At 65.8% G+C, this 19,681-nt stretch carries 25 protein-coding genes; 7 read left to right on the forward strand and 18 right to left on the reverse strand.

From position 1 onward, the window contains the following. Window positions 1–20: 20 nt before the first annotated feature. Genes P6U25_RS31295 through P6U25_RS31315 form a run of 5 tightly spaced genes read right to left on the reverse strand, consistent with a single transcriptional unit; the run spans window position 21 to window position 4,652 of the window. The gene (locus tag P6U25_RS31295) at window positions 21–1,037 is read right to left on the reverse strand and encodes a WD40 repeat domain-containing protein (protein WP_407148598.1); all 1,017 of its coding nucleotides are present in this window, start codon (window positions 1,035–1,037) and stop codon (window positions 21–23) included. Beyond that, the gene (locus tag P6U25_RS31300) at window positions 1,037–2,089 is read right to left on the reverse strand and encodes a CobW family GTP-binding protein (RefSeq protein ID WP_407148599.1); all 1,053 of its coding nucleotides are present in this window, start codon (window positions 2,087–2,089) and stop codon (window positions 1,037–1,039) included. Before P6U25_RS31300 ends, P6U25_RS31295 begins: the two co-directional genes overlap by 1 nt. A gap of 54 nt (window positions 2,090–2,143) precedes the next feature. Continuing rightward, window positions 2,144–3,016: a metal ABC transporter substrate-binding protein gene (locus P6U25_RS31305; protein WP_407148600.1), complete on the reverse strand. Its 873-nt coding sequence runs from the start codon at window positions 3,014–3,016 to the stop codon at window positions 2,144–2,146. Window positions 3,017–3,021: 5 nt separating this feature from the next. Further along, window positions 3,022–3,891, reverse strand: a complete 870-nt coding sequence (locus P6U25_RS31310) for a metal ABC transporter permease (protein WP_407148601.1) — start codon at window positions 3,889–3,891, stop codon at window positions 3,022–3,024. A gap of 5 nt (window positions 3,892–3,896) precedes the next feature. Next, a complete protein-coding gene (locus tag P6U25_RS31315) occupies window positions 3,897–4,652 on the reverse strand; it encodes a metal ABC transporter ATP-binding protein (RefSeq protein WP_407148602.1) in 756 nt (251 codons plus the stop codon). A gap of 251 nt (window positions 4,653–4,903) precedes the next feature. Here P6U25_RS31315 and P6U25_RS31320 point away from each other — a divergent pair, with 251 nt between their 5' ends. Further along, window positions 4,904–5,206 (forward strand): hypothetical protein, encoded by a 303-nt coding sequence (locus P6U25_RS31320; protein WP_407148603.1) that lies wholly within the window; start codon window positions 4,904–4,906, stop codon window positions 5,204–5,206. Window positions 5,207–5,367: 161 nt separating this feature from the next. On the opposite strand, the gene P6U25_RS31325 is transcribed toward P6U25_RS31320, so the two are convergent. Beyond that, window positions 5,368–6,285 (reverse strand): LysR family transcriptional regulator, encoded by a 918-nt coding sequence (locus tag P6U25_RS31325; protein ID WP_407148604.1) that lies wholly within the window; start codon window positions 6,283–6,285, stop codon window positions 5,368–5,370. A gap of 241 nt (window positions 6,286–6,526) precedes the next feature. Here P6U25_RS31325 and P6U25_RS31330 point away from each other — a divergent pair, with 241 nt between their 5' ends. Both P6U25_RS31330 and P6U25_RS31335 read left to right on the forward strand, forming a co-directional pair. Beyond that, entirely contained in the window at window positions 6,527–7,837 is a 1,311-nt protein-coding gene (locus P6U25_RS31330; RefSeq protein WP_407148605.1) for an MFS transporter, read from the forward strand. A gap of 25 nt (window positions 7,838–7,862) precedes the next feature. Further along, window positions 7,863–8,936 carry a tartrate dehydrogenase gene (locus tag P6U25_RS31335; protein WP_407148606.1) on the forward strand — a complete coding sequence of 358 codons (1,074 nt, stop codon included), beginning with the start codon at window positions 7,863–7,865 and terminating at the stop codon, window positions 8,934–8,936. Between the two features lie 108 nt (window positions 8,937–9,044). On the opposite strand, the gene P6U25_RS31340 is transcribed toward P6U25_RS31335, so the two are convergent. The 7 genes from P6U25_RS31340 to P6U25_RS31370 all read right to left on the reverse strand — a co-directional run bounded on the left by P6U25_RS31340 (window position 9,045) and on the right by P6U25_RS31370 (window position 13,553). Beyond that, window positions 9,045–9,809 (reverse strand): serine acetyltransferase, encoded by a 765-nt coding sequence (locus P6U25_RS31340; protein WP_407148607.1) that lies wholly within the window; start codon window positions 9,807–9,809, stop codon window positions 9,045–9,047. 158 nt (window positions 9,810–9,967) lie between these two features. Then, window positions 9,968–10,471 (reverse strand): DUF2852 domain-containing protein, encoded by a 504-nt coding sequence (locus P6U25_RS31345; RefSeq protein ID WP_407148608.1) that lies wholly within the window; start codon window positions 10,469–10,471, stop codon window positions 9,968–9,970. A gap of 120 nt (window positions 10,472–10,591) precedes the next feature. Further along, entirely contained in the window at window positions 10,592–11,293 is a 702-nt protein-coding gene (locus P6U25_RS31350; RefSeq protein WP_407148609.1) for a TetR/AcrR family transcriptional regulator, read from the reverse strand. A 97-nt stretch (window positions 11,294–11,390) separates the two neighbouring features. Continuing rightward, the gene (locus tag P6U25_RS31355) at window positions 11,391–11,756 is read right to left on the reverse strand and encodes a hypothetical protein (protein ID WP_407148610.1); all 366 of its coding nucleotides are present in this window, start codon (window positions 11,754–11,756) and stop codon (window positions 11,391–11,393) included. Between the two features lie 41 nt (window positions 11,757–11,797). Continuing rightward, window positions 11,798–12,223 carry a YciI family protein gene (locus P6U25_RS31360; protein ID WP_407148611.1) on the reverse strand — a complete coding sequence of 142 codons (426 nt, stop codon included), beginning with the start codon at window positions 12,221–12,223 and terminating at the stop codon, window positions 11,798–11,800. Window positions 12,224–12,387: 164 nt separating this feature from the next. Beyond that, the gene (locus P6U25_RS31365; RefSeq protein WP_407148612.1) at window positions 12,388–12,759 is read right to left on the reverse strand and encodes a nuclear transport factor 2 family protein; all 372 of its coding nucleotides are present in this window, start codon (window positions 12,757–12,759) and stop codon (window positions 12,388–12,390) included. Window positions 12,760–12,899: 140 nt separating this feature from the next. Continuing rightward, complete coding sequence (locus tag P6U25_RS31370; protein WP_407148613.1) at window positions 12,900–13,553, reverse strand: glutathione S-transferase family protein; 654 nt, start codon at window positions 13,551–13,553, stop codon at window positions 12,900–12,902. Between the two features lie 215 nt (window positions 13,554–13,768). On the opposite strand from P6U25_RS31370, the gene P6U25_RS31375 reads away from it, so the two are divergent. Then, on the forward strand, window positions 13,769–14,557 hold the full coding sequence (locus P6U25_RS31375; protein WP_407148614.1) for an SDR family NAD(P)-dependent oxidoreductase: 789 nt from the start codon (window positions 13,769–13,771) through the stop codon (window positions 14,555–14,557). Window positions 14,558–14,572: 15 nt separating this feature from the next. On the opposite strand, the gene P6U25_RS31380 is transcribed toward P6U25_RS31375, so the two are convergent. Together P6U25_RS31380 and cobS are read right to left on the reverse strand one after the other, a co-directional pair. After that, window positions 14,573–15,139, reverse strand: a complete 567-nt coding sequence (locus P6U25_RS31380) for a histidine phosphatase family protein (protein WP_407148615.1) — start codon at window positions 15,137–15,139, stop codon at window positions 14,573–14,575. Between the two features lie 4 nt (window positions 15,140–15,143). Continuing rightward, entirely contained in the window at window positions 15,144–15,896 is a 753-nt protein-coding gene (cobS, locus tag P6U25_RS31385; RefSeq protein ID WP_407148616.1) for an adenosylcobinamide-GDP ribazoletransferase, read from the reverse strand. Window positions 15,897–15,950: 54 nt separating this feature from the next. Here cobS and cobT point away from each other — a divergent pair, with 54 nt between their 5' ends. From cobT to P6U25_RS31400, 3 genes are all read left to right on the forward strand, one after another. Next, window positions 15,951–16,964 carry a nicotinate-nucleotide--dimethylbenzimidazole phosphoribosyltransferase gene (gene cobT / locus P6U25_RS31390; protein WP_407148617.1) on the forward strand — a complete coding sequence of 338 codons (1,014 nt, stop codon included), beginning with the start codon at window positions 15,951–15,953 and terminating at the stop codon, window positions 16,962–16,964. A gap of 161 nt (window positions 16,965–17,125) precedes the next feature. After that, window positions 17,126–17,419 carry a hypothetical protein gene (locus P6U25_RS31395; protein ID WP_407148618.1) on the forward strand — a complete coding sequence of 98 codons (294 nt, stop codon included), beginning with the start codon at window positions 17,126–17,128 and terminating at the stop codon, window positions 17,417–17,419. A 114-nt stretch (window positions 17,420–17,533) separates the two neighbouring features. Continuing rightward, complete coding sequence (locus tag P6U25_RS31400) at window positions 17,534–17,956, forward strand: hypothetical protein (protein ID WP_407148619.1); 423 nt, start codon at window positions 17,534–17,536, stop codon at window positions 17,954–17,956. Between the two features lie 151 nt (window positions 17,957–18,107). Here the strand turns inward: P6U25_RS31400 and P6U25_RS31405 are convergent, their stop codons facing one another. The 3 genes from P6U25_RS31405 to P6U25_RS31415 are packed head-to-tail and all read right to left on the reverse strand — an operon-like array spanning window position 18,108 to window position 19,518. Continuing rightward, the gene (locus P6U25_RS31405; RefSeq protein WP_407148620.1) at window positions 18,108–18,518 is read right to left on the reverse strand and encodes a VOC family protein; all 411 of its coding nucleotides are present in this window, start codon (window positions 18,516–18,518) and stop codon (window positions 18,108–18,110) included. A gap of 19 nt (window positions 18,519–18,537) precedes the next feature. Further along, entirely contained in the window at window positions 18,538–19,074 is a 537-nt protein-coding gene (locus P6U25_RS31410; RefSeq protein ID WP_407148621.1) for an SRPBCC family protein, read from the reverse strand. Between the two features lie 33 nt (window positions 19,075–19,107). Further along, on the reverse strand, window positions 19,108–19,518 hold the full coding sequence (locus P6U25_RS31415; RefSeq protein WP_407148622.1) for a DoxX family protein: 411 nt from the start codon (window positions 19,516–19,518) through the stop codon (window positions 19,108–19,110). Between the last annotated feature and the right edge of the window lie 163 nt (window positions 19,519–19,681).

Here is a 19,681-nt window from a genome sequence, read left to right on the forward strand (position 1 = left end):
CGGCTGGATGCCGCGATCTCTTACATTTCCAGGATGCCCGCGTCACCATCTTCCGCGCCGAAGGCGAGCAGCGTGCCCTTGGCATTCCACGCCAGTCCCGAGACCGCCGCGCCGCCGTTCCGCCGCACCAGGATCTCGGCACCATCCTCGAGCCGCACCATCAGCACCGCGCCGTCGCTGTAGCCGACCGCCATGATGTCGTTCTTCGGATGGCATGCGACCACGGCAACCCGCGCCGGCATCGGCGCCAGCATCGCCGGCTCCTTGCCCATCGGGCCGTCCTTGCTGGCAAACGGCCAGACGATCACGCTATCGGCGCCCGAGGTCGCGAGCCCCTTGCCGCCGACAGTCCATGACATCGAGCGCACCCGGCCGGGATAGCCGCTCATCCGCATATGCCTGTTGTCGGCGAGCCGCCAGCCATGCATCGCGGGCTCGTGCATCGCGGTGACAAGAAATTTGTTGTCCGGGCTGAAGGTGACGGCGAGATGCGAGCCGGCCCATTCCAGGAATTCCGGATTGGCCGCCATGTTGGGAAACCACAATGTCACACCGCCGTAATGCGCGATCGCAAGCCGCAGCCCCTTGGGCGCGAAGGCGAGCCCGCCGACGGTCGACGGCACGTCAAAGCTCTTGGCCTCGCCCTTGGAGCTGCGGACGAAGGCAGTCTTGCCGGCCGACCACGCCACCGTGCCGTCGGTGTGCAACGCGACGTTGTCGATCCAGCGCCGCTTGGCGTCGGTCGCGATCGTCGCTGTCTCGCCCTTCGCATCTGTTGCGATCAGCTTGCCGTCGTCACCGCCGGTGACGAGCCGCTTGCCGTCGGATACCGCGCACAGGATGGCGCCGAAATGGGTCGGCACGCGAGTGATCTCGCCATCGGCGGTCGCGATCGCGACGCTCTCTTCCGCACCGACGAAGAACGCGCGGTCGCCGAGGAAGTGTACCGAACCGATGGCTGCGCCGAGCGGGAGCTGCTTGACGCGGTCGGTGATCGAAACGATGGAGGGCCCGTCGGGCGCGTCGAAGTCGCTCATCACGTGGTGATGCACTGCTCGAAGCCGTCGCGGATCGCCTGTTCAGGCAGATCGCGACCGATGAACACGACCCGGCTTTCGCGCTTCTCGCCGTCCTTCCATTTCCGCTGGTGATCGCCCTCCAGCATCATGTGGACGCCCTGGAAGACGTAGCGATCGTCATCGCCGGTGAAGGAGAGGATGCCCTTCGAGCGCAGGATCTTCTGGCCCTCGGTGGCGACGAGCTGCTGCAGCCACGGCATGAACTTGGTCGGGTCGAGCGGCTTCTCGGAGCGCAGCGACAGCGACTGCATGTCCTCGTCGTGATAGTGCTTCAGCCCGCCATGATCGTGATCATGATGGTGGTGATGATCGTGGTCGTGATGGTGATGATCGTGGTCATGGTCGTGATCGTCGCCGGCCTCGAGGAAATCCGGCTCGATCTCCAGGATGCGGTCGAGATCGAACGCGCCGCGCTCCAGCACGTCGGTCAGCCCCACCTGGCAACGCTCGGTGCGATGCAGCTTGGCATAGGGGTTGATGCCGCGGATGCGGGCCTCGACCTCGGCAAGCTCGGGCTTCGAGACCAGGTCGGTCTTGTTCAGCACGATGACGTCGGCGAAGGCGATCTGGTTCTTCGCCTCGGGCGCGTCCTTGAGCCGATCGCTCAGCCACTTGGCGTCGGCCACCGTCACGACGGCATCGAGCCGGGCATTCTTCTGCACATCCTCGTCGACGAAGAAGGTCTGCGCGACCGGCGCCGGATCGGCGAGGCCGGTGGTCTCGACGATGATGGCGTCGAACTTGCCCTTGCGCTTCATCAACCCGTCCATGATGCGGACGAGGTCGCCGCGCACGGTGCAGCAGATGCAGCCATTGTTCATCTCGAACACTTCTTCGTCGGCGCCGATGATCAGGTCGTTGTCGATGCCGATCTCGCCGAATTCGTTGACGATCACGGCGTATTTCTTGCCGTGGTTCTCCGACAGGATGCGGTTCAAAAGCGTGGTCTTGCCGGCGCCGAGATAGCCCGTCAGCACGGTCACAGGAATCTTTTGCGATGCTTCAGCCATAACAACTCCGAGGAACTTGGAAGGCGCTCAACCCCGGCAGGGAGGGCCCCTGCCCTAGTCGGCGAGCGCGCTGGTCAGGGCCTTTATATTGTGCCTGACCATGTCAATGTAAGTGGGCGCATCGCCGTTTTCGCCTGTCAGACTGTCGGAGTAAAGGGTCCCGCCGACCCTCGCGCCGGTCTCGGACGCAATCTGCCGGATCAGGCGCGGATCACTGATATTTTCGAGAAAAACTGCCGGAATTTTCGCAACCTTGATCTGGGCGATGATGGCGGCGATGTCGCGCGCGCTGGGCTCGGCATCCGTCGAGACGCTGAGCGGCGAGAAAAAGGTCACGCCGTAGGTGTCGGCGAAATAGCCGAAGGCGCCGTGAGTGGAGATCACCTTGCGTCGCTCCTGGGGTATCTTCGCCACCGCCTCGCGCACCTCGCGGTCGAGTGCCTCCAGTTTGGCGAGATAGACATCGGCATTGGCCTTGAAGACGTCGGCACGATCCGGGGCCACGGCAATCAGCCCGTCACGGATATTGATGACGTAGATCTTCGCATTGGCCACCGACTGCCAGGCATGCGGATCGTCATGGCCACCCATCTTTCGCGGCATGATGCCCCTGGTCGCCACCGTGACCGGGGCCTTGCTTCCGGAAGCCTCTAGCAGCCGCGGCAGCCAACCCTCGAAGCCGAGACCGTTGACGACCAGAAGGCGTGCGGCGGCCACCTTCTTCGCGTCCGCGGGCGTCGGCGCATAGACATGCGGGTCGCCGTCGGGGCCGACGAGCGCAGTCACGTCGACGCTGTCGCCGCCGACGTTGCGCACCATGTCGGCAAGGATCGAGAAGCTCGCGACGACGTTGACGCGTCCCTCGGCGCGCGCCGCACCACTCGCCAGCAGCAGCGCCAGACCGATCAGCCCGATCAATTTGCGCATCGCCGTCACGCCTCGAGATGCCGGCCGGGGAAGAGCTGCCGCACCAGTCCACTGACGTTGCCAAGCAGCAGCGAGGCGACATAGAGCCCCGCCGCCACCAGGATGATCGCCGGGCCGGACGGAATCCGTGTCTGATACGATAGCACGAGCCCGGCATAGCCTGACAACATCGCGCTTGCGACCGCGATACAGATCATCGTGGTGATGTCGCGCGACCAGAACCGCGCAATGCCGGCAGGCAGGATCATCAGCCCGACGCCGAGCAACGTGCCGAGCGCATGAAAGCCATTGACGAGATTGATCACGACCAGCGCGAGGAAGGCGAGATGCGCCGGCGCCCCGGCCCTGCTCACCGTGCGCAGGAATACCGGATCGACGCATTCGATCACCAGCGGGCGGTAGATCACCGCGAGCACCAGCAACGTGAGGGTGGCGTTGAAGGCGATCACCAGCAGCGTCTGGTCGTCCATCGCCAGGATGTTGCCGAACAGCACGTGCAAGAGATCGATATTGGTGCCCTTGATCGAGACAATGGTGACGCCGAGCGCCAGCGAGACCAGATAGAAGGTCGCGAGCGAAGCGTCTTCCTTCAGCTCGGTGGTGCGGGCGACGAGGCCCGCCAGCAGCGCCACGGTGAAGCCCGCGATCAGGCCGCCGGTCGTCATCGCGAACAGATTGAGCCCGGACAGCAGGAAGCCGATCGCCGCGCCCGGCAGGATCGCATGCGCCATGGCGTCGCCGACCAGGCTCATCCGCCGCAGCATCAGGAACACGCCGATCGGCGCACCGCCGAGCGACAGCGCGATCACGGCTGCGAGCGCGCGGCGCATGAACTCGAATTCGGTGAACGGGCCAATTAGCGCATCGTAGATCATGGCGATCAGGCGGCCCTCGAACGCGGATCGGCCGCGCAGGCGGCGGCAGAGTCGTCGAAGGCCTCGCACATCCGCATCGCGACCGTCAGGTTGTCGGGCGTCAGCGCGTCCGCGGTCGGACCCCATTCCACCGGGCCACGCGCCAGCAGCAGTGTTTCGGGGAAGTTGTTGCGCACCATGTCGAGGTCGTGCAGCGCGGCCAGCACCGTGCGCCCTTCGGCGTTCCAGCGCTTGACCAGCGCCAGCAGGTCGGCGGTGGTCTTGGCGTCGATCGCGTTGAACGGCTCGTCGAGCACGATCAGGCGCGCATCCTGCAACAGCACGCGGGCAAACAGCATGCGCTGCATCTGCCCGCCGGAGAGCGTGCCGATCGGACGGTTCTCGAAGCCGTTGAGGCCGACAGCAGCAATCGCCATGAGGATTTTTTCGCGCGCAGCCTTGCTGATCCCGCCGAAGAAGCCGGTGCTGCGCCACAGACCGGTGCCGACGAAGTCGAACACCGAGATCGGGAAGCTGCGGTCGATGTCGGCGGTCTGCGGCAGATAGGCGATATCCCTGTGCCCGAGCCCGTCGAGATCGATCACGCCGGACAGCGGCTTGAGCACGCCGGCGATGCCGCGCAACAGCGTCGACTTGCCGGCTCCGTTCGGACCGATCACGGCGAGCAACGCACCGGGCGCGATCTCGCCGCTGAGGTGATGCACCGCCGGGTGACGGTCATAGCCCAGTGTGACGTCGCGGAATGTAACGAGCGGAGCCACGGATCACCTCATCGCCAGCCAGACCACGGCCCACAGACAGGCACTGACGGCAATTGCCGCGGACAGCCGGGCCGGCACGGTCATGCGCAGGATTGACCAATGCGTGCCCTGCGCCGGATGCGGCGATGCCGGTCCATGGCTGTGCCCATGGGAATGGGTGTGGCCGTGGTGGGCGTGATCGTGGGAATGCGCGTGTGCCATGGAATAGTGTTATATTATAACATAACGCGAGTCCACAAAGCGGAACCATCATGGCTGGCAGGCAAAATCGGGATAGATTCGAGCTGCGCCGACAGAGCGACGGCCTTGTCTACACCTTCGTGCGGCAAACCCGCACCGATGGAACCGTCGGGTACCAACGACAGGACCAGGATCTCTGGATCGAACGCCGCAGGGACTGGGGCTGGGTGGCTTGGGACACAGCAAGCCAATCCTGCACCGGCCGGCCCTGGAACGTGCTGCCGGCCGATCAGGGCGATCATCCCCCGGAAGGCGACTGGGTGAGCCGGAAGGAGACGAAGTCGTATGTCTACAATCTGGTCTATGTGAGCTAGGCGGAGGCTTAATCGCAGCGAGATTTTCCTCGCCTTCCAGGCGGAAGTCAGGACGAGGATAGCCCTACCGGTAAGAGGGGTGCGCAACTGAAGAGTGTGCTCACCTCACCGCCATTTCCGGGCTCGTGCTTCGCATGCCCCGGAATGACGGTGAGTTCTGCTCACGCCTCACACGCGTAGCTCTTCAATCTTGCTTCGAGCACGGCGAGCACGCGATCGCGGATTGGATCGCGCGAGCCTTTCAGCCACGCGGCGGCGAGCGGGAGACGGCCGGTGCTGCTGCCGCGCTTCAGCCTGAGCGGCACGAAGCGGACGCCTGATATCGCCATCCGCGAGGTCCAGCGCGGCACGATGGCGACGCCGAGCCGGGCCGCGACCATGTTGACGATGGTCTGCTTCTCGTCGGCGATCTGGTGGATGCGCGGCGCCAGCCCGGCCTCGTCGAACAGCTTGACAGTGAGATCGTGGCTGTGCGGCCGCGAGCGCCGCGCCGGCACGATCAGGGGCTGGTCCGCAATATCGGCCAGCGAAATCACGCTGCGCCGCGCCAGCGCATGCTTCCGCGACACCGCGACCACCGCGGTCTCCTGCAGCAGCGACACGAATTCGATGCGGTTATCGGGGCGTTCCGGCGGACGCACGAAGGCGAGATCGAGCGCGCCGGAGAGCAGCTTCGGCAACAGCCGGATGGTCTTCTCCTCGAGAAGCTGCACGGCGATGTCGGAATGCGCGCGGCGGATATCGCGCAAGAGCGGCGGCAACAGGCCGGCGGCGGCGCTGTCGATCGCCCCGATCCGGAACCGCCGCGTCGACGGCTTGCGCAGGCGCTTGCGGAAGCCGTCCTCGATCGCTTCGGCGCGGCTCAACAGCGCCCTCCCCTCGCGCAGCAGCACGGCGCCGTCCTCGGTCAGCGACACCGCGCGCGTGGTCCGCGCGAACAGGCGCGTGCCGAGATCTTCCTCCAAGAGCTTGATGTGACGGCCGAGCGCCGAGGGCAGCATCTGCAAGCGCTGCGCGGCACGGCCGAAATGCAGCTCCTCGGCGGCGGCCACGAAGCAGCGGAGCTGATGCAGTTCCAAGACGCGTTCCTTCAATCCGTTGCCATCGCAGACGAGGAGGGATGGATGCTTCGTCGCGGAGCCTGTCATCGGGCGCGCGTTCGCGCGACCCGCTGGCTCCTCGCAATGACGGCTCCGCGATTATATCGTTTTTTTGTATAAACTCGCGCGGATTGAATGGGAAGGGCGCCCCCTTCTAGGCTTCCTGCTGGCGCGGCGAGAGCGCGCCGTCCCAACAAGAACACCAACCCGAGGGAGGCTCATGGCCGGCGAGCTTCAGACGCGCGTGTTGCGCAAGATTTCACTGCGCATCGTTCCGTTCATCATGCTGCTGTACTTCGTGGCCTTCATCGACCGCGTCAACATCGGCTTCGCGTCGCTGACAATGAATAGGGACATCGGCCTGTCGCCGACGGTGTACGGCTTCGGCGCCGGTATCTTCTTCTGGGGCTACTTCCTGTTCGAGGTGCCCTCCAACATCATCCTGCACAGGATCGGCGCGCGGATCTGGATCGCGCGGGTGATGATCACTTGGGGCCTCGTCTCCGCCGCGATGGCGCTGGTGCAGGGCGCGACCAGCTTCTACGTGCTGCGCTTTCTGCTCGGCGCCGCGGAGGCCGGCTTCTTCCCCGGCATCATCCTGTATCTGTCCTACTGGTTTCCGGCGCGCCAGCGCGCGGCCGTCACTGCGCTATTCATGGCGGCGGCGCCGCTATCGACCGTGCTGGGCTCGCCGGTATCCGGCGCGCTGCTCGAGATGGACGGCCTGCTCGGCTTCAAGGGCTGGCAGTGGCTGTTCGTGCTGGAAGCGGTGCCGGCCATCGTCCTCGGCTTCGTCGTGCTCGGCTTCCTGACTGATCGGCCGGAACAGGCCAAGTGGCTTGCCGACGACGAGCGCGACTGGCTGGTCAAGACCATGAAGGCGGAGAACGACGGCAAGGCCGCGACCGCAAGCCACAGCATCTGGCGCGGGCTCGCCGATCCGCGCGTGCTCGCGCTGGCGCTGGTCTATTTCGGCACTTCGGCCGGGCTCTATACGCTCGGCGTCTGGGCGCCGCAGATCATCAAGCAGTTCGGCCTGTCGTCGCTTGCGGTCGGCTTCCTCAACGCGGTGCCCGCGACCATTGCCGTGATCGCCATGATCCTGTGGGCGCGGCATTCGGACCGCACCGGCGAGCGCACCTGGCACGTGGTGATCGCCTGCCTGATCGCCGCTGCCGGGCTCGCGCTTGCGGGGCTGTGGACTGGGCTCGCCGCCGTGATCGCGGCGCTGACGCTGGTCAATATCGGCATCTCCTCGTCGAAGCCGCCGCTGTGGAGCATGCCGACCATGTTTCTGTCGGGCTCGGCCGCCGCGGCCGGCATCGCCACCATCAACTCGATCGGCAATCTCGGGGGCTTTGTCGGGCCCGCCATGATTGGCTGGATCAAGGAGCGGACCGGCAGCTTCGACGGCGGTCTCTACTTCGTCGCCGGCCTGCTGGTGCTCTCGGCCGTGCTCACGCTGCTGCTGTCGCGGGCGAGCCCCAAAGCGAACACCGCTCCTCAACCGTCACCAGCCCGGTCCCATTGATCCCACCCTCATTCAGGAGATTGTCATGCGCACCCATTCCATTGCCGCCATCCCCGCCGATGGCATTGGCCCCGAAGTGATCTCGGCCGGCGTCCGCGTGCTGGAGGCTCTGGCCAAACGCACCGGCGACATCCGCTTCAACGTCAAGACCTTCGATTGGGGCTCGGACTATTACAAGAAACACGGCGTGATGATGCCGGCCGACGGCCTCGCTGAACTGAAAAAGTTCGACGCGATCTATTTCGGCGCGGTCGGCGCACCCGACGTGCCCGATCACATCACGCTGTGGGGCCTGCGCCTGCCGATCTGCCAGGGCTTCGACCAATACGCCAATGTACGGCCGACCAAGATCCTGCCCGGCGTCGCCTCGCCGCTGCGCAATGCCGGCGTCGGCGATCTCGACTGGGTGATCGTGCGCGAGAACTCGGAAGGCGAATATGCCGGCATGGGCGGCCGCGCGCACAGGGGCCTGCCGGAAGAGGTCGGCACTGAAGTCGCCGTCTTCACCCGCGTCGGCGTGACGCGGATCATGCGCTATGCGTTCCAGCTCGCGCAGTCCCGGCCGCGCAAGCTGCTTACCGTGGTGACCAAGTCGAACGCACAGCGCCACGGCATGGTGATGTGGGACGAGATCGCGGCTGAGGTCGCCGCCGAATTTCCCGATGTGACCTGGGACAAGATGCTGGTCGACGCCATGACGGTGCGCATGACGCTCAATCCGAAGAGCCTCGACACCATCGTCGCCACCAATCTGCACGCCGACATCCTGTCCGATCTCGCCGGCGCGCTGGCCGGCAGCCTCGGTGTCGCGCCGACCGGCAACATCGATCCACAGCGCCGCTTCCCCTCGATGTTCGAGCCGATCCACGGCTCGGCCTTCGACATCACCGGCAAGGGCATCGCCAACCCGGTCGCCACCTTCTGGACCGGCGCGCAGATGCTCGAGCATCTCGGCGAGAAGGACGCCGCCGCGCGGCTGATGGCCGCAGTCGAGAAAGTATGCGCAGCCGGCGTGCTGACGCCCGACGTCGGCGGAAGTGCGACAACGAAGGAAGTGACGGACGCGGTGATCGAGGCGATCCATGGGTCGAATGTGTAGGATGCGGTGGTTCCCCGCGTCATGCAGTGAGGCGAGCACGCCGTCAGGGCTCCCTCCCCCCTTGCGGGGGAGGGAGCCTGAGAGGCGTGCTCACCCTACAACCTCACCTCACGAGCGCGACGGCGCACCCGCCTCCGCGCAGTTGGTCAGCCGCGCGGGCACGCCGACGGCGGTGCAGCCGGCGGGCACGTCCGACGTCACCAGCGCGCCGGCGCCGATCTTGGCGAAGTCGCCGATCGAGAGATTTCCGATCACCGTCGCGCCGGCGCTGAGCAGCACGCGTTGGCCGATTGTCGGCGCGTAGCGCGGATCAGCCTGATGCCGCGCGATGGTGACGTTCTGCAAAATCGTCACCTCGTCGCCGACAGAAGCCAGCGCGCCGATGATGATGCCGGTGCCGTGGTCGAGGAACACCGCCGTTCCGATCCGGGCCGAGGGATGAATGCTGATCTGCAACTGGTCCGATGCCGCGCTGTGCATCAGCAGAGCAAGGTCGGGGCGGTCCTCGCGCCACAGCCAATTCGACACGCGCCAGGCCTGCAGCGCGACGTAGCCCTTGAAGTTCAAGAGCGGCGGCAGGAAGCCCGTGATCGCCGGATCGCGGCGCACGATCGCGATGAGATCGGTGGCCGCGGCATCGACCAGCGCGGGCTCGGCAACATACGCCTCGCGAGCCGCGCGCGTGAACTGCGCGCGATCGGCCTCGGCGCGGCAGATAGCCCGGCCGATCAGGAAGGCGAGCGCGCTGCCGAGGTCGCCCTGATCGAGGATGAAGGCGGCGGACGCCTCGAGAAAGGGATCGGCGGCGATCGCAGCTTCCGCTTCGCGCCGGATCGCAAGCCAGAGATCGTCACATGCCGCAAGTGTCGTCATGATCCCCGCCTCATCGTCGGACTTCTCGACGGACTAAGGTGAGCACGATCGGCGCAAAATGCAAACCGTCCGCTTGCGTGGGGGCAAGCGGACGGCTCGCGGCCATTCAGGTGCTATGGGGGCACATCGCCTGAAGGCTCAGCTCCTTCGCGTGACGCTCAACCCTGCGGCGGCTGCGGCGGCTGATCGTTCGGCGGAGTCGGACGGGTGCGGTGCTGCGCCATGAAGGCGTCGAACTCTTCCTTGTCCTTGGCATGACGCAGACGGCTCAGGAAATCCTTGAACTCCTTCTGCTCCTCTTCCAGGCGGCGCAGCGTCTCGGCGCGATATTCGTCGAAGGCGCGGTTGCCGCTGGTGGGCGGACCGAAGCCCCAGCCGAAGCCACGGCGCTCCATGCGGTCGCGCATGCGGTCCATCTTGTACTGCATCCGCTCCATCTTGTTCTGCCAGCGATCCTGATCGTAGTGACTCCAACAGGCCATTTTTCTGCTCCCGAGTGTGAAAAAGAGAAGGGCGAGACCGATCGGCCACCAGATCATGAAGCCGAGAATGATCAGGGCGATCTTCAGGGGATGCCACGGCGCCCAATGCATATGCATGTGCGGGGGATACGATTCATCGACGGGGCCGCGCCAGCGATTGACATCAGCGGTGTAGGCCATTGACCTTCTCCATCACGGCATCACGCCGTTGTGAATGTAAATAACATTTACATAGGTAGCCGATCCCTTCGGAAAGTCAAGCAGCGCGGATGACGCACCCCTCAGATTATTTTTGGAACTTTATTTCGGCTTGCCCCAGGGACCCGACGACTTTTGTTCGCTCGCCGCGGCATCAGGCCTGCGATCGGTCGGGAAGCCGAGGCCGCGCAGATAGATCAGCACTTCAGCTTCCAGCAATTCCTCCGGCGACATCGGCAGCTTGCGCCGCGCGGCATCGCCGCGCCCGAACAGCGAGGCGACGCCGTGCGACATCGCCCAGATGTGCAGCGCCATCATCATCGCCGGCGGCCGCGGCATGCCGGGCGGCGCCAGCGCGGCGAGTCGCTCGGCGGCGGCGCGGATGATCGCGAAGGCGCGCTCGCTTGCAGCCATCAACGTCGGATTGGCGTCGGGCGGCAGGCCGGATTCGAACATCGCCGAGTAGAACGCGGGCTCCTCGCGCGCAAAGGTGAGATAGGCCCTGCCGACGCGCTCGAACGCCGTGACGGTGTCGGGCCGGCCATCGTCCCAGGCCGCCGTCAGCACCGCCTCGAACTGCTCGAAGCCGCGCTGGGCGATGCTGGCGAGCAATTCCTCACGGTCGCGGAAATGCCGATAGGGCGCCGCGGGGCTGACGCCGGCCATGCGCGCGGCATCGGCGAAGGTGAAGCCGGCCGGCCCCTTCTTCGAGATCAGGTCGAGCGCGGCCTGCAGCAACGCTTCCTTGAGATTGCCGTGATGATAGCCGCGCTCGCTGCGGCTTTGGTCCTTGCTCCAGCTCATGTGAATAACTTTTACATGAGCCGGCCGCAAAGGTCACTAGCGGCGGCCGCGGGGCTGCATCGGGACTAACCGACAGCCCCCACCCTCCGACGTCGAATTAACGGCCCGGAATCGGCAGCACCGGCATGATCTCGACCGCCTCGCCGGGGAAGATCGTGAAGTGCGGGTGGTGTTCGAACAGCTTTGCGGCGGCCTCGTGCGAGGCGGCGCGCACCACGGTAAAGCCCGTCATCGTATTGGTGATGTCGGCGATCGCGTTGGCGTCGACCTTCTTGGTCTTGCCGAGCGGACCGCCCATCTCGACGATCACATCGTGATGCTTCTCGACCCAGGCGCCCCAGGCGGCCATGCCCTGCTGTTCCTTGGCCCGCCGCTCGGCCTCCGGCATCTTGTTCCAGGCCTCCATGCGCGGACCGCCCTTGCTGCCGAGATAGACGGCGAGGAACGTGTTGGTCGTGCTCATCTGCTGCTCCGTTGCGGTTGGTTGGATTGACGATCGGTGATTCAGCGCAGTGCCTTGCCCCAGCCGCCCTGCGGATGCTCGAAGGTGGCGGCGGCCTGTTGCACCTCCTCGGAGAAATCCGCCATCTCCTGCACCTGGCGAATCTCGATGATCTCGTTGCCCGTGGCCGGGCACTGCTTGGCCCATTCGATCGCCTCGGCGCGCGAGGCGACCTCGATCATCCAGAAGCCGCCGATCACCTCCTTGGACTCCGTGAACGGACCGTCGGTGACCACGGGCTTGCCGGTCGCGAACGAGACGCGCGCGCCAGTGGCGGGCGGATGCAGGCCTTCGAGCGTGATCAGCACGCCGGCATCCTTCAGCGCCTGATTGTATTTCATCATCGCGGCGACACGCTCGGGGTCGAGGTCGAGCTCGGCCGGAGCGCTCTCATAGCCGAGCGGGATCATCAGCATCATGAAACGCATTTGAATGGCATCCTTTGGTTTGCAGTCAGTCCGGTTCGATGCGCCGCATCGAAACCGGGGCAGGCTCTCGGATGTAAGACGGCCGGGGTTTTGCACAACCGACATGCAGCGGGAAATAATTTCGGACGTCGTTGACTTTGGCCTGCACGATCGGCATCGCGCGCTCAGCGATCCTGCCGAACCAGCGCGCCATCTTGGTGCGAGGGGCCGAAATAGACGTCGATGCGCTTCACCCTGTCGCCGTCGAACACGAAGAACTCGGTGTTGCGAAAGCTCTTGCCGTCCTTGGCGACGCAGCGATAGGTGACGAAGGCTTCACTCCCCTCGACCATAATGCGCTCGATGTCGTGGCGGCCGATCCAGTCGCTGCTGCGCCAGCACTCGGCGAAATAGGTCGGCTTGTCGGTGTTCTCGCCATAGGGCGTATTGAGGCGGAAGTCGTCCGCGAACGCCGCTTCGACCGTCCGGCGATCGTCGGCCAAATAGGCGGCGAAGATCGCGCGGACGATCTCCGCTCTGTTGCCATCTGCAGCCATGTCGTCTCCACGTGCTCGGGCGCGCGCGATCCGGCCGGATCGCGCGCCTCACGTGGAAGACGAGCGGAACCGGCCGATCGAGACATCATGGCCGCAATTATTTTTCAGTGCCGGCTAAGAGTTCAGCTCTGCACACGACCTCAGGTCTCCTGCGGGAACATGCCGAAATAGGGCTCGGCCTCGCGGAGAACGCGCGCGAAGGACGGCCGCGCTGTCAGCCGTTCCAGATAGGCGGCCAGATGCCGGTGACGATCCGCGAACGGCTCGACCTTGTTGCCGTAGAACAGGGTCGGCGCGGCCGAGCAGTCGGCCAGGGTGAAGCTGTCGCCCATCATCCAGCCGCCGTGGGCGAGTTGGTCGTTCAGCATCGCATAGGAGGCGCGGATCTGCTCCCGCGCCTCGGCCACGCCATGCGGGTCCTTCTTGTCGGCCGGACGGAGCCGGTCGCCGACGATCTTCTGCATCGGCAGATGGACGTAGAGGTCCAGGACGCGGTCGCGCAGCCGGGTGTTGAGCGCGAGATCGGGGTCCGCCGGGATCAATCGCGTGGCAGCGGGATAATGCCGGTCGAGATATTCGATGATGATGCTGGATTCTGGTACCGTTTCTCCCCTCGCCTCGTCGCTCAGCACGGGGAAGCGGCCAATCGGCGAGATCCGCAGCAGCGCCGCGCGTTGCTCGGGATCACCGAGATTGAGCAGGTTCGGTGTGAACGGGACCCCGTTCTCGTAAAGCGCGATCAGCGCCTTCCAGCAGAACGAGGACAGCGGGTGGTAATGCAGTGTCAACGACATCGGAACTCCATCTGATCTACGACCACAGGACGAAGACGAGGCGGCCGCGCCGACATCCCGGATAATTATTTATTTTGCGGCGGGATACCGGGCGAGAGAGCAAATCGGCCGCTGATTGGAGACAGTGTCGTACGGTTGACACCGCGCGCTAAAGGTCGCAGACGCTGCCCTAGTTGCGCGCAGACGCCGCTCGCCCGAACAATGTGGACCGCATCATGACCTCGTCTCCTTCCAAAGTCGCACTCGTCACCGGCGCCGCGCGCGGCATTGGGCTCGCCGCGGCCAAGCGCTTTCTCGCCGAGGGCTGGCGCATCGCGCTGCTCGACATCGAGGGCGCGTTGCTGGACGGCGCAGTGGCGGCGCTGAACAAGCCCGCGGATACGATGGCGCTGACCTGTGACGTTTCCGACGCCGACGGCGTGGCGGCGGCGCTCGCTGCGATCAACCGCCGCTTCGGCCGGCTCGATGCGCTGGTGAACAATGCGGGCGTTGCCGTGTTTGCGCCGGTGCTGGAGACCTCGGACGCCGACTGGAGCCGGATCATGGCGGTCAACCTCACCGGCCCGTTCCTGTGCACCAAGGCCGCCGCGCCGCTGATGCGCGAGCATGGCGGCGGCGCGATCGTCAACATCACCTCGATCTCAGCGGTGCGCGCCTCGACGCTGCGCTCGGCCTACGGCACCAGCAAGGCGGGGCTTGCGCATCTCACCAAGCAGCTCGCGGTCGAGCTCGCCTCGCTCGGCATCCGCGTCAACGGCGTAGCTCCAGGCCCGGTCGAGACCGCGATGGCCAAGGCCGTGCACACGCCGGAGATCCGCGCCGACTATCACGACGCGATTCCGCTCAACCGCTACGGCTTGGAGGAGGAGCTCGCGGACGCGATCTTCTTCCTGTGCTCGGATCGCGCCAGCTACATCACCGGGCAAATCCTCGCCGTCGACGGCGGCTTCGACGCCGCCGGCATCGGCCTGCCGACGCTGCGTGGCCAGCGGCGAAACGGATAGCACTTCGTATCCGATCTAACGCCCATTCACGGCGACCACACGCCACGCATGTTCCAGCCGATCGATCCGCGTCAATGACAGCGGATCGATCACGAAGCGCAGCGCGGTCTCGGGCGCGAGGTCGAGCGCGATCGCAAGGATCGCGCGGATGGTCCCGGAATGCACGACGAGCACGGCGTCGCCCGAGCGAAGGCGCGCGAGCCCTGCCCGGGCGCGCGTGATCTGGTCGGCAAAGCTTTCGCCGCCCGGCGGCCGGTTGCTACCCGGCGCATTCCAGAACCCGCGATAGGCCGCACCTAGCTCGGCCTCGAGCTCGCTGTGCCGCCGTCCGGTCCAGTCGCCAAAATCCTGCTCGCGGAAGGCCTCGTCCTCGATCGCGTCAAGGCCGAGCCGCGCTGCGGTCTCGCGGGTGCGCCGCGCCGGGCTGCAAACAGCGAAGGCGCCGGCCGGCAGCCGCGCCCGCAGCGCCGCGAATGCCGCGGCGTCGCCGAGATCGGCCGGCGCATCGGGTGCATGGATCACGCCGCGCGGCCCGTCGACCGGCGCGTGGCGGATCAGCCAGAGCTGCGTTTCGCCCTGCATGCGCTCACCCAAGCCGCGCCGCGAGCAGCACCAGGATCGCGGTCTCCGCAACCTGTTCCGCTGCGCCGAGCACGTCGCCAGTCTGGCCGCCGATCTGTCGCTTTGCCAGCAGCGCGATGACACATGCACCGGCGCCTGCCGCGATCGCCGCCAGCAGCGCATCGGAGACGCGCAACGACAGCAGCGCGATCGCGAGCGCAATACCGGCCGCGATCACCGCCATCACAGCATCAGGCCGGCCGGCATTGGCCGCGAGCCCATCCTTGCGCGCGTAAGGCATGCTGATCGACAGCCATGGCAGCACGCCGCGACTGAGCGCGTGCGCCACGATCAGGCTCTGCACGACGGCACCATCCGGGATCGCCGCCACCGCTGTGAGCTTGGCAGCAAAACTCACCAGCAGCGCCAGCGCGCCATAAGTGCCGAGCCGGCTGTCGCGCATGATCTCGAGCTTCGCGGCGGTGTCGCGGCCGCCGCCAAAACCGTCCGCGACATCGGCGAGCCCATCCTCGTGCAGTGCGCCGGTCAAGAGCGCGCCGCCGCCGAGCGCCAGCGCGGCGGCCGCCAGATCCGGCACGCCGATCGCGCGCAGGAGCAGGCAGACGAGCCCGATGGCCGCCCCGATGAAGGCGCCGACCAGCGAGAAGGCCCGTTGCGCCCGCACGAAATTCTCCGGCCGCGCGCCGTCTGGATGTGGCATCGGCAGGCGGGTCAGAAAGCCGGTGGCTATCCTGAGATCCTCGAGCCATTGATTCATGGTAGCGGCCTGCAAATTGAACTAGCTTGCGGCCCCGCTCAACGAGGGAATCGCATGCAGTTCAATACTCTAGACGACATCCGCAGCTTTTGTCGCGATCTCCCGGGAGGCGACGATGAATGCGCGGAGGCGGCCGCACGGCGCCAGCAGAACCTGACCAAGCCGCCGGGCAGCCTCGGGCGTCTGGAGGACCTCGCGATCTGGCTGGCGCGCTGGCAGAGGCGGGAGCTGCCCCGGCTCGACCGCGTTACCATTGCCGTGTTCGCCGGCAATCATGGCATCGCCGAACGCGGCGTCTCCGCCTACCCGTCCGAGGTCACCGCGCAGATGGTTGCGAATTTCGCGGGCGGCGGTGCTGCGATCAACCAGATCGCCAGGCTTGCCGGCGCCGAGCTGCGCGTCGAGCCGATCGAGCTCGGGCGGCCGACGCGCGATTTCACGATTGCGCCGGCGATGGACACGGCTGATTTCCTCATGGCGCTCGACACCGGCTGGCGCACGGTGCCCGAGGCATGCGACCTGCTCGTGCTGGGCGAGATGGGCATCGCCAACACGACGGTGGCCGCGACACTCTGCGCGGCGTTGATGGGCGGGCGCGGCGCGCGCTGGGCCGGCCGCGGCACCGGCGTCGATGATGCAGGCTTATTGCGCAAGCGCGTCGCGATCGACGCGGCGCTGAAATTCCATCGCAGCCTGCTCGACGATCCGCTGGCGGTTGCGATGTCGCTCGGCGGCCGCGAGCTCGCGGCAATCGCGGGCGCCGTGCTGGCGGCGCGGGCCAGATGCATTCCGGTGCTGCTCGACGGCTTCGTGGCGACTTCGGCGACGTTGCCGCTAGCGCGGCTTGCGCCGGATATGCTTGCGCATTGCCGTGCGGGACATGTCTCGGCCGAGCTTGGTCACCGCGAATTGCTGCGCGAGCTCCAGCTTGTCCCCCTGCTCGATCTCGACATGCGGCTCGGCGAGGCTTCCGGCGCCGCCGTTGCGGTTCTGCTCCTGCGCGCCGCGCTCGCCTGTCATGGCGGCATGGCGACGTTTGCCGAAGCCGGCATCTCCGGCGCCAATTGAGGATCTCCGCCAGCCATTTTCCCGGTGCATAGCGGCCATATTCGCGCGCAATCTTCGCGTGTGCAGCATGACCTTTGCGCCCGAACAGCCTAACCTTTCGAAGGTGGGCGCCGGCGCGGCGCCACACCGTGCTGAAACCAGGGACCGGGGAGAATCACGTCATGTCGGGAGTTCTCATCAATCTGATCATCCAGGTCATCAGTGGAGCGATCGGCGGCAATGTCGCGGCGGGAGCGGCCAAGAACATCGATCTCGGCACGCTCGGAAACACCATTGCAGGCGCCATCGGCGGCGGCGCCGGGGGGCAGCTTCTCGGCATGCTGATCCCGCTGCTCGCCAACTCCGGCGCGACGCCGGACATCGGCAGCATCGTTGGCCAGGTCGCCGGTGGTGGCGTGGCCGGCGCCATCCTCACCGCGATCGTCGGCGCGATCAAGAACCGGTCGGTGGCCTGATCGATTTTTGACCGGGACGGGGCATCGGTCTTGATGATGCCCCGATCCGCGCGCATGTCTTCCCGCAACGGATGCGGTGCGACCCTGATCGCACCGGCGGGGAGGATTGCGCCGATGAAGATGCTTCTCGCTGCGGCCAGCCTCTGTGCAACCATAGCCTCAGCGCAAGCCGAGGTGCGGATCCTCGAGAGCCCCGGCGGACAGGTCGGGCCCTTCATCGAATTGTTCGACAAGGTTCGCGAATCCGGCGAGCGCGTGGTGATCGATGGCCCGTGTCTGTCGGCCTGCACGCTGGTGCTCTCGATGGTGCCGCACGACCGCATCTGCGTGACGCGACGCGCAGTGCTCGGCTTCCACGCCGCGCGCTCGATCGACGGGCGCGGCCGGACCTATGCGGAGCCGGAAGCCTCCGAGGCGGTGCTGGAGGCCTACCCCGCGCCGGTGCGCGGCTGGATCATCCGCCGCGGCGGACTGAGCTCGCGACTGCTCCTGTTGCGCGGACGCGAGCTGGCGACGATCTATCCGCGGTGCAGGTAAAGCCTACGCTGTTGATCCGTCATCCTGAGACGGTCGCGGGAGCGAGCCTCGAAGGATGCACGGCCACCGGCGTGGCCTTCGCCCTTGGAGACGGCCGCGTCGCGGCCTCCTCAGGGTGACGGTGAGAGAGAGTGCCTCACCGCTCGCTGGCCTACATCTGCGCCGGGCAATTCACCATCCAGGGAATGCCGAACTGATCGACGCACATGCCGAAGCCGTTGGAGAAGAAGGTCTTGCCGAACGGCATGGTGACGGTGCCGCCCTCGGCAAGCGCCTTGAACCGGCGTTCGGCGTCAGCGGGATCCTCGACCTGTAATGCGACGTGAAACCCCTGCGGCTTCTGGAAATGCCCGGGAGGTGCGTCGGACGCCATGATGATCTCGCCATCGACGCTGATCCGGGCGTGCATGATCTTGTCCTTCCAGCCGGGCGGCGTCTGCATCTCCGCATTGCCCTCTCCGTAGGGGAAGGATTCCTCGATCCGCGCACCCAGCACCTTCTGGTAATGCTTCAACGCGGCATCGCAATTGCCGTCGAAGGAAAGATAGGGATTGACCTGCATCGCGTGCTCCTTGGCGTGGTTATTTTTCGGCGAGCGTCTTCAGATTGGCGAGACCGACCTCGAAATCCTTGCCGATCATGTGATCCAGGTTCATGAACACCTGCATCAGCTTCGACATGAAGGCCGCCGGACCATACATGGTCCATGTGACGTTGGTCGCATCACCCTGCGGCAGCATTGTGAACTCGGCGGTGTTGTGGCCCTCGAACGGCGTGAAGAAGTCGAGCTTGATCACAAGCTTGGACGGCGCCTGCGCATCGAGGATCTCCATCCGGCCGGAGCCGACATTCTTGTTGCCGTTCCAGGCATAGACCGCGCCCTTGCCGCTCGCCGCGCCGTCATAGGTTCGCTTCATCGCGGGGTCCCGGGTCTCGTAGGGCGACCACGTCGTCCACCGGTGGAAGTCGTTGATCAGCGGAAAGATGCGCTCCGCCGGCGCCTCGATGCTGGCCGCACGCGTGACCCGGAACGTATCCGGCTTGGTCGCTGCCAGGACGAGGACGACCGCAATCGCGATCGCCAGGATGACGGCAACGATGATAATGACTTCGAGCATGACGGTCTCCGCAAGGATGGATTGAAGAACAGCTTAGCGACGAAACGGAAGCAGCGCGCGCAGATTGCCATCGCGCAGATACAGCCCGCCCCACACCATCAGACCGAGATAAAGTCCGAACAGCGTGTGCGTGAACAGCGGGCTGCCGATCCGCACATGGGACGCGATCGCGCCGCCGAGATAGCCGGTGAGCAGGATCGCGCCGAGGATCGAGGTCGGCGGCACGGAATAGAGCAGCGTGCAGACGATTGTGATGAGGCCGAGGCTGCGCGCCAGCGTCTCACTCGCGCCAAAGCCCATCTTGTCCATCGTGTCGGTGACGACCGGCCACGGCACCAGCTTGATCGCGCCGTCGAACAGCAGGAAGACGATGACAAGACCGCTCATGATGCGGCCGGTGATGCGCGCAGGCTTTGAGATTTCGATCTCCTCATTCGTCGGCATGGCTGGCTCCGCAGGGATTGGTGATGCTCTGCCTCTATGACGAACGGAGGAATGCGTGGCCGACAGTGGGGTGGAGATTTTTCGGGAGCCGCGACGGGGCAGCGCCCGCTCTGCCGCTCACACGGTTGAACGGCATGTGACTGGCGTTGCGGGAGTGATGCAC

This window comes from Bradyrhizobium sp. ORS 86 (assembly GCF_045571475.1).
In the GTDB taxonomy this organism is placed as follows: Bacteria; Pseudomonadota; Alphaproteobacteria; order Rhizobiales; family Xanthobacteraceae; genus Bradyrhizobium.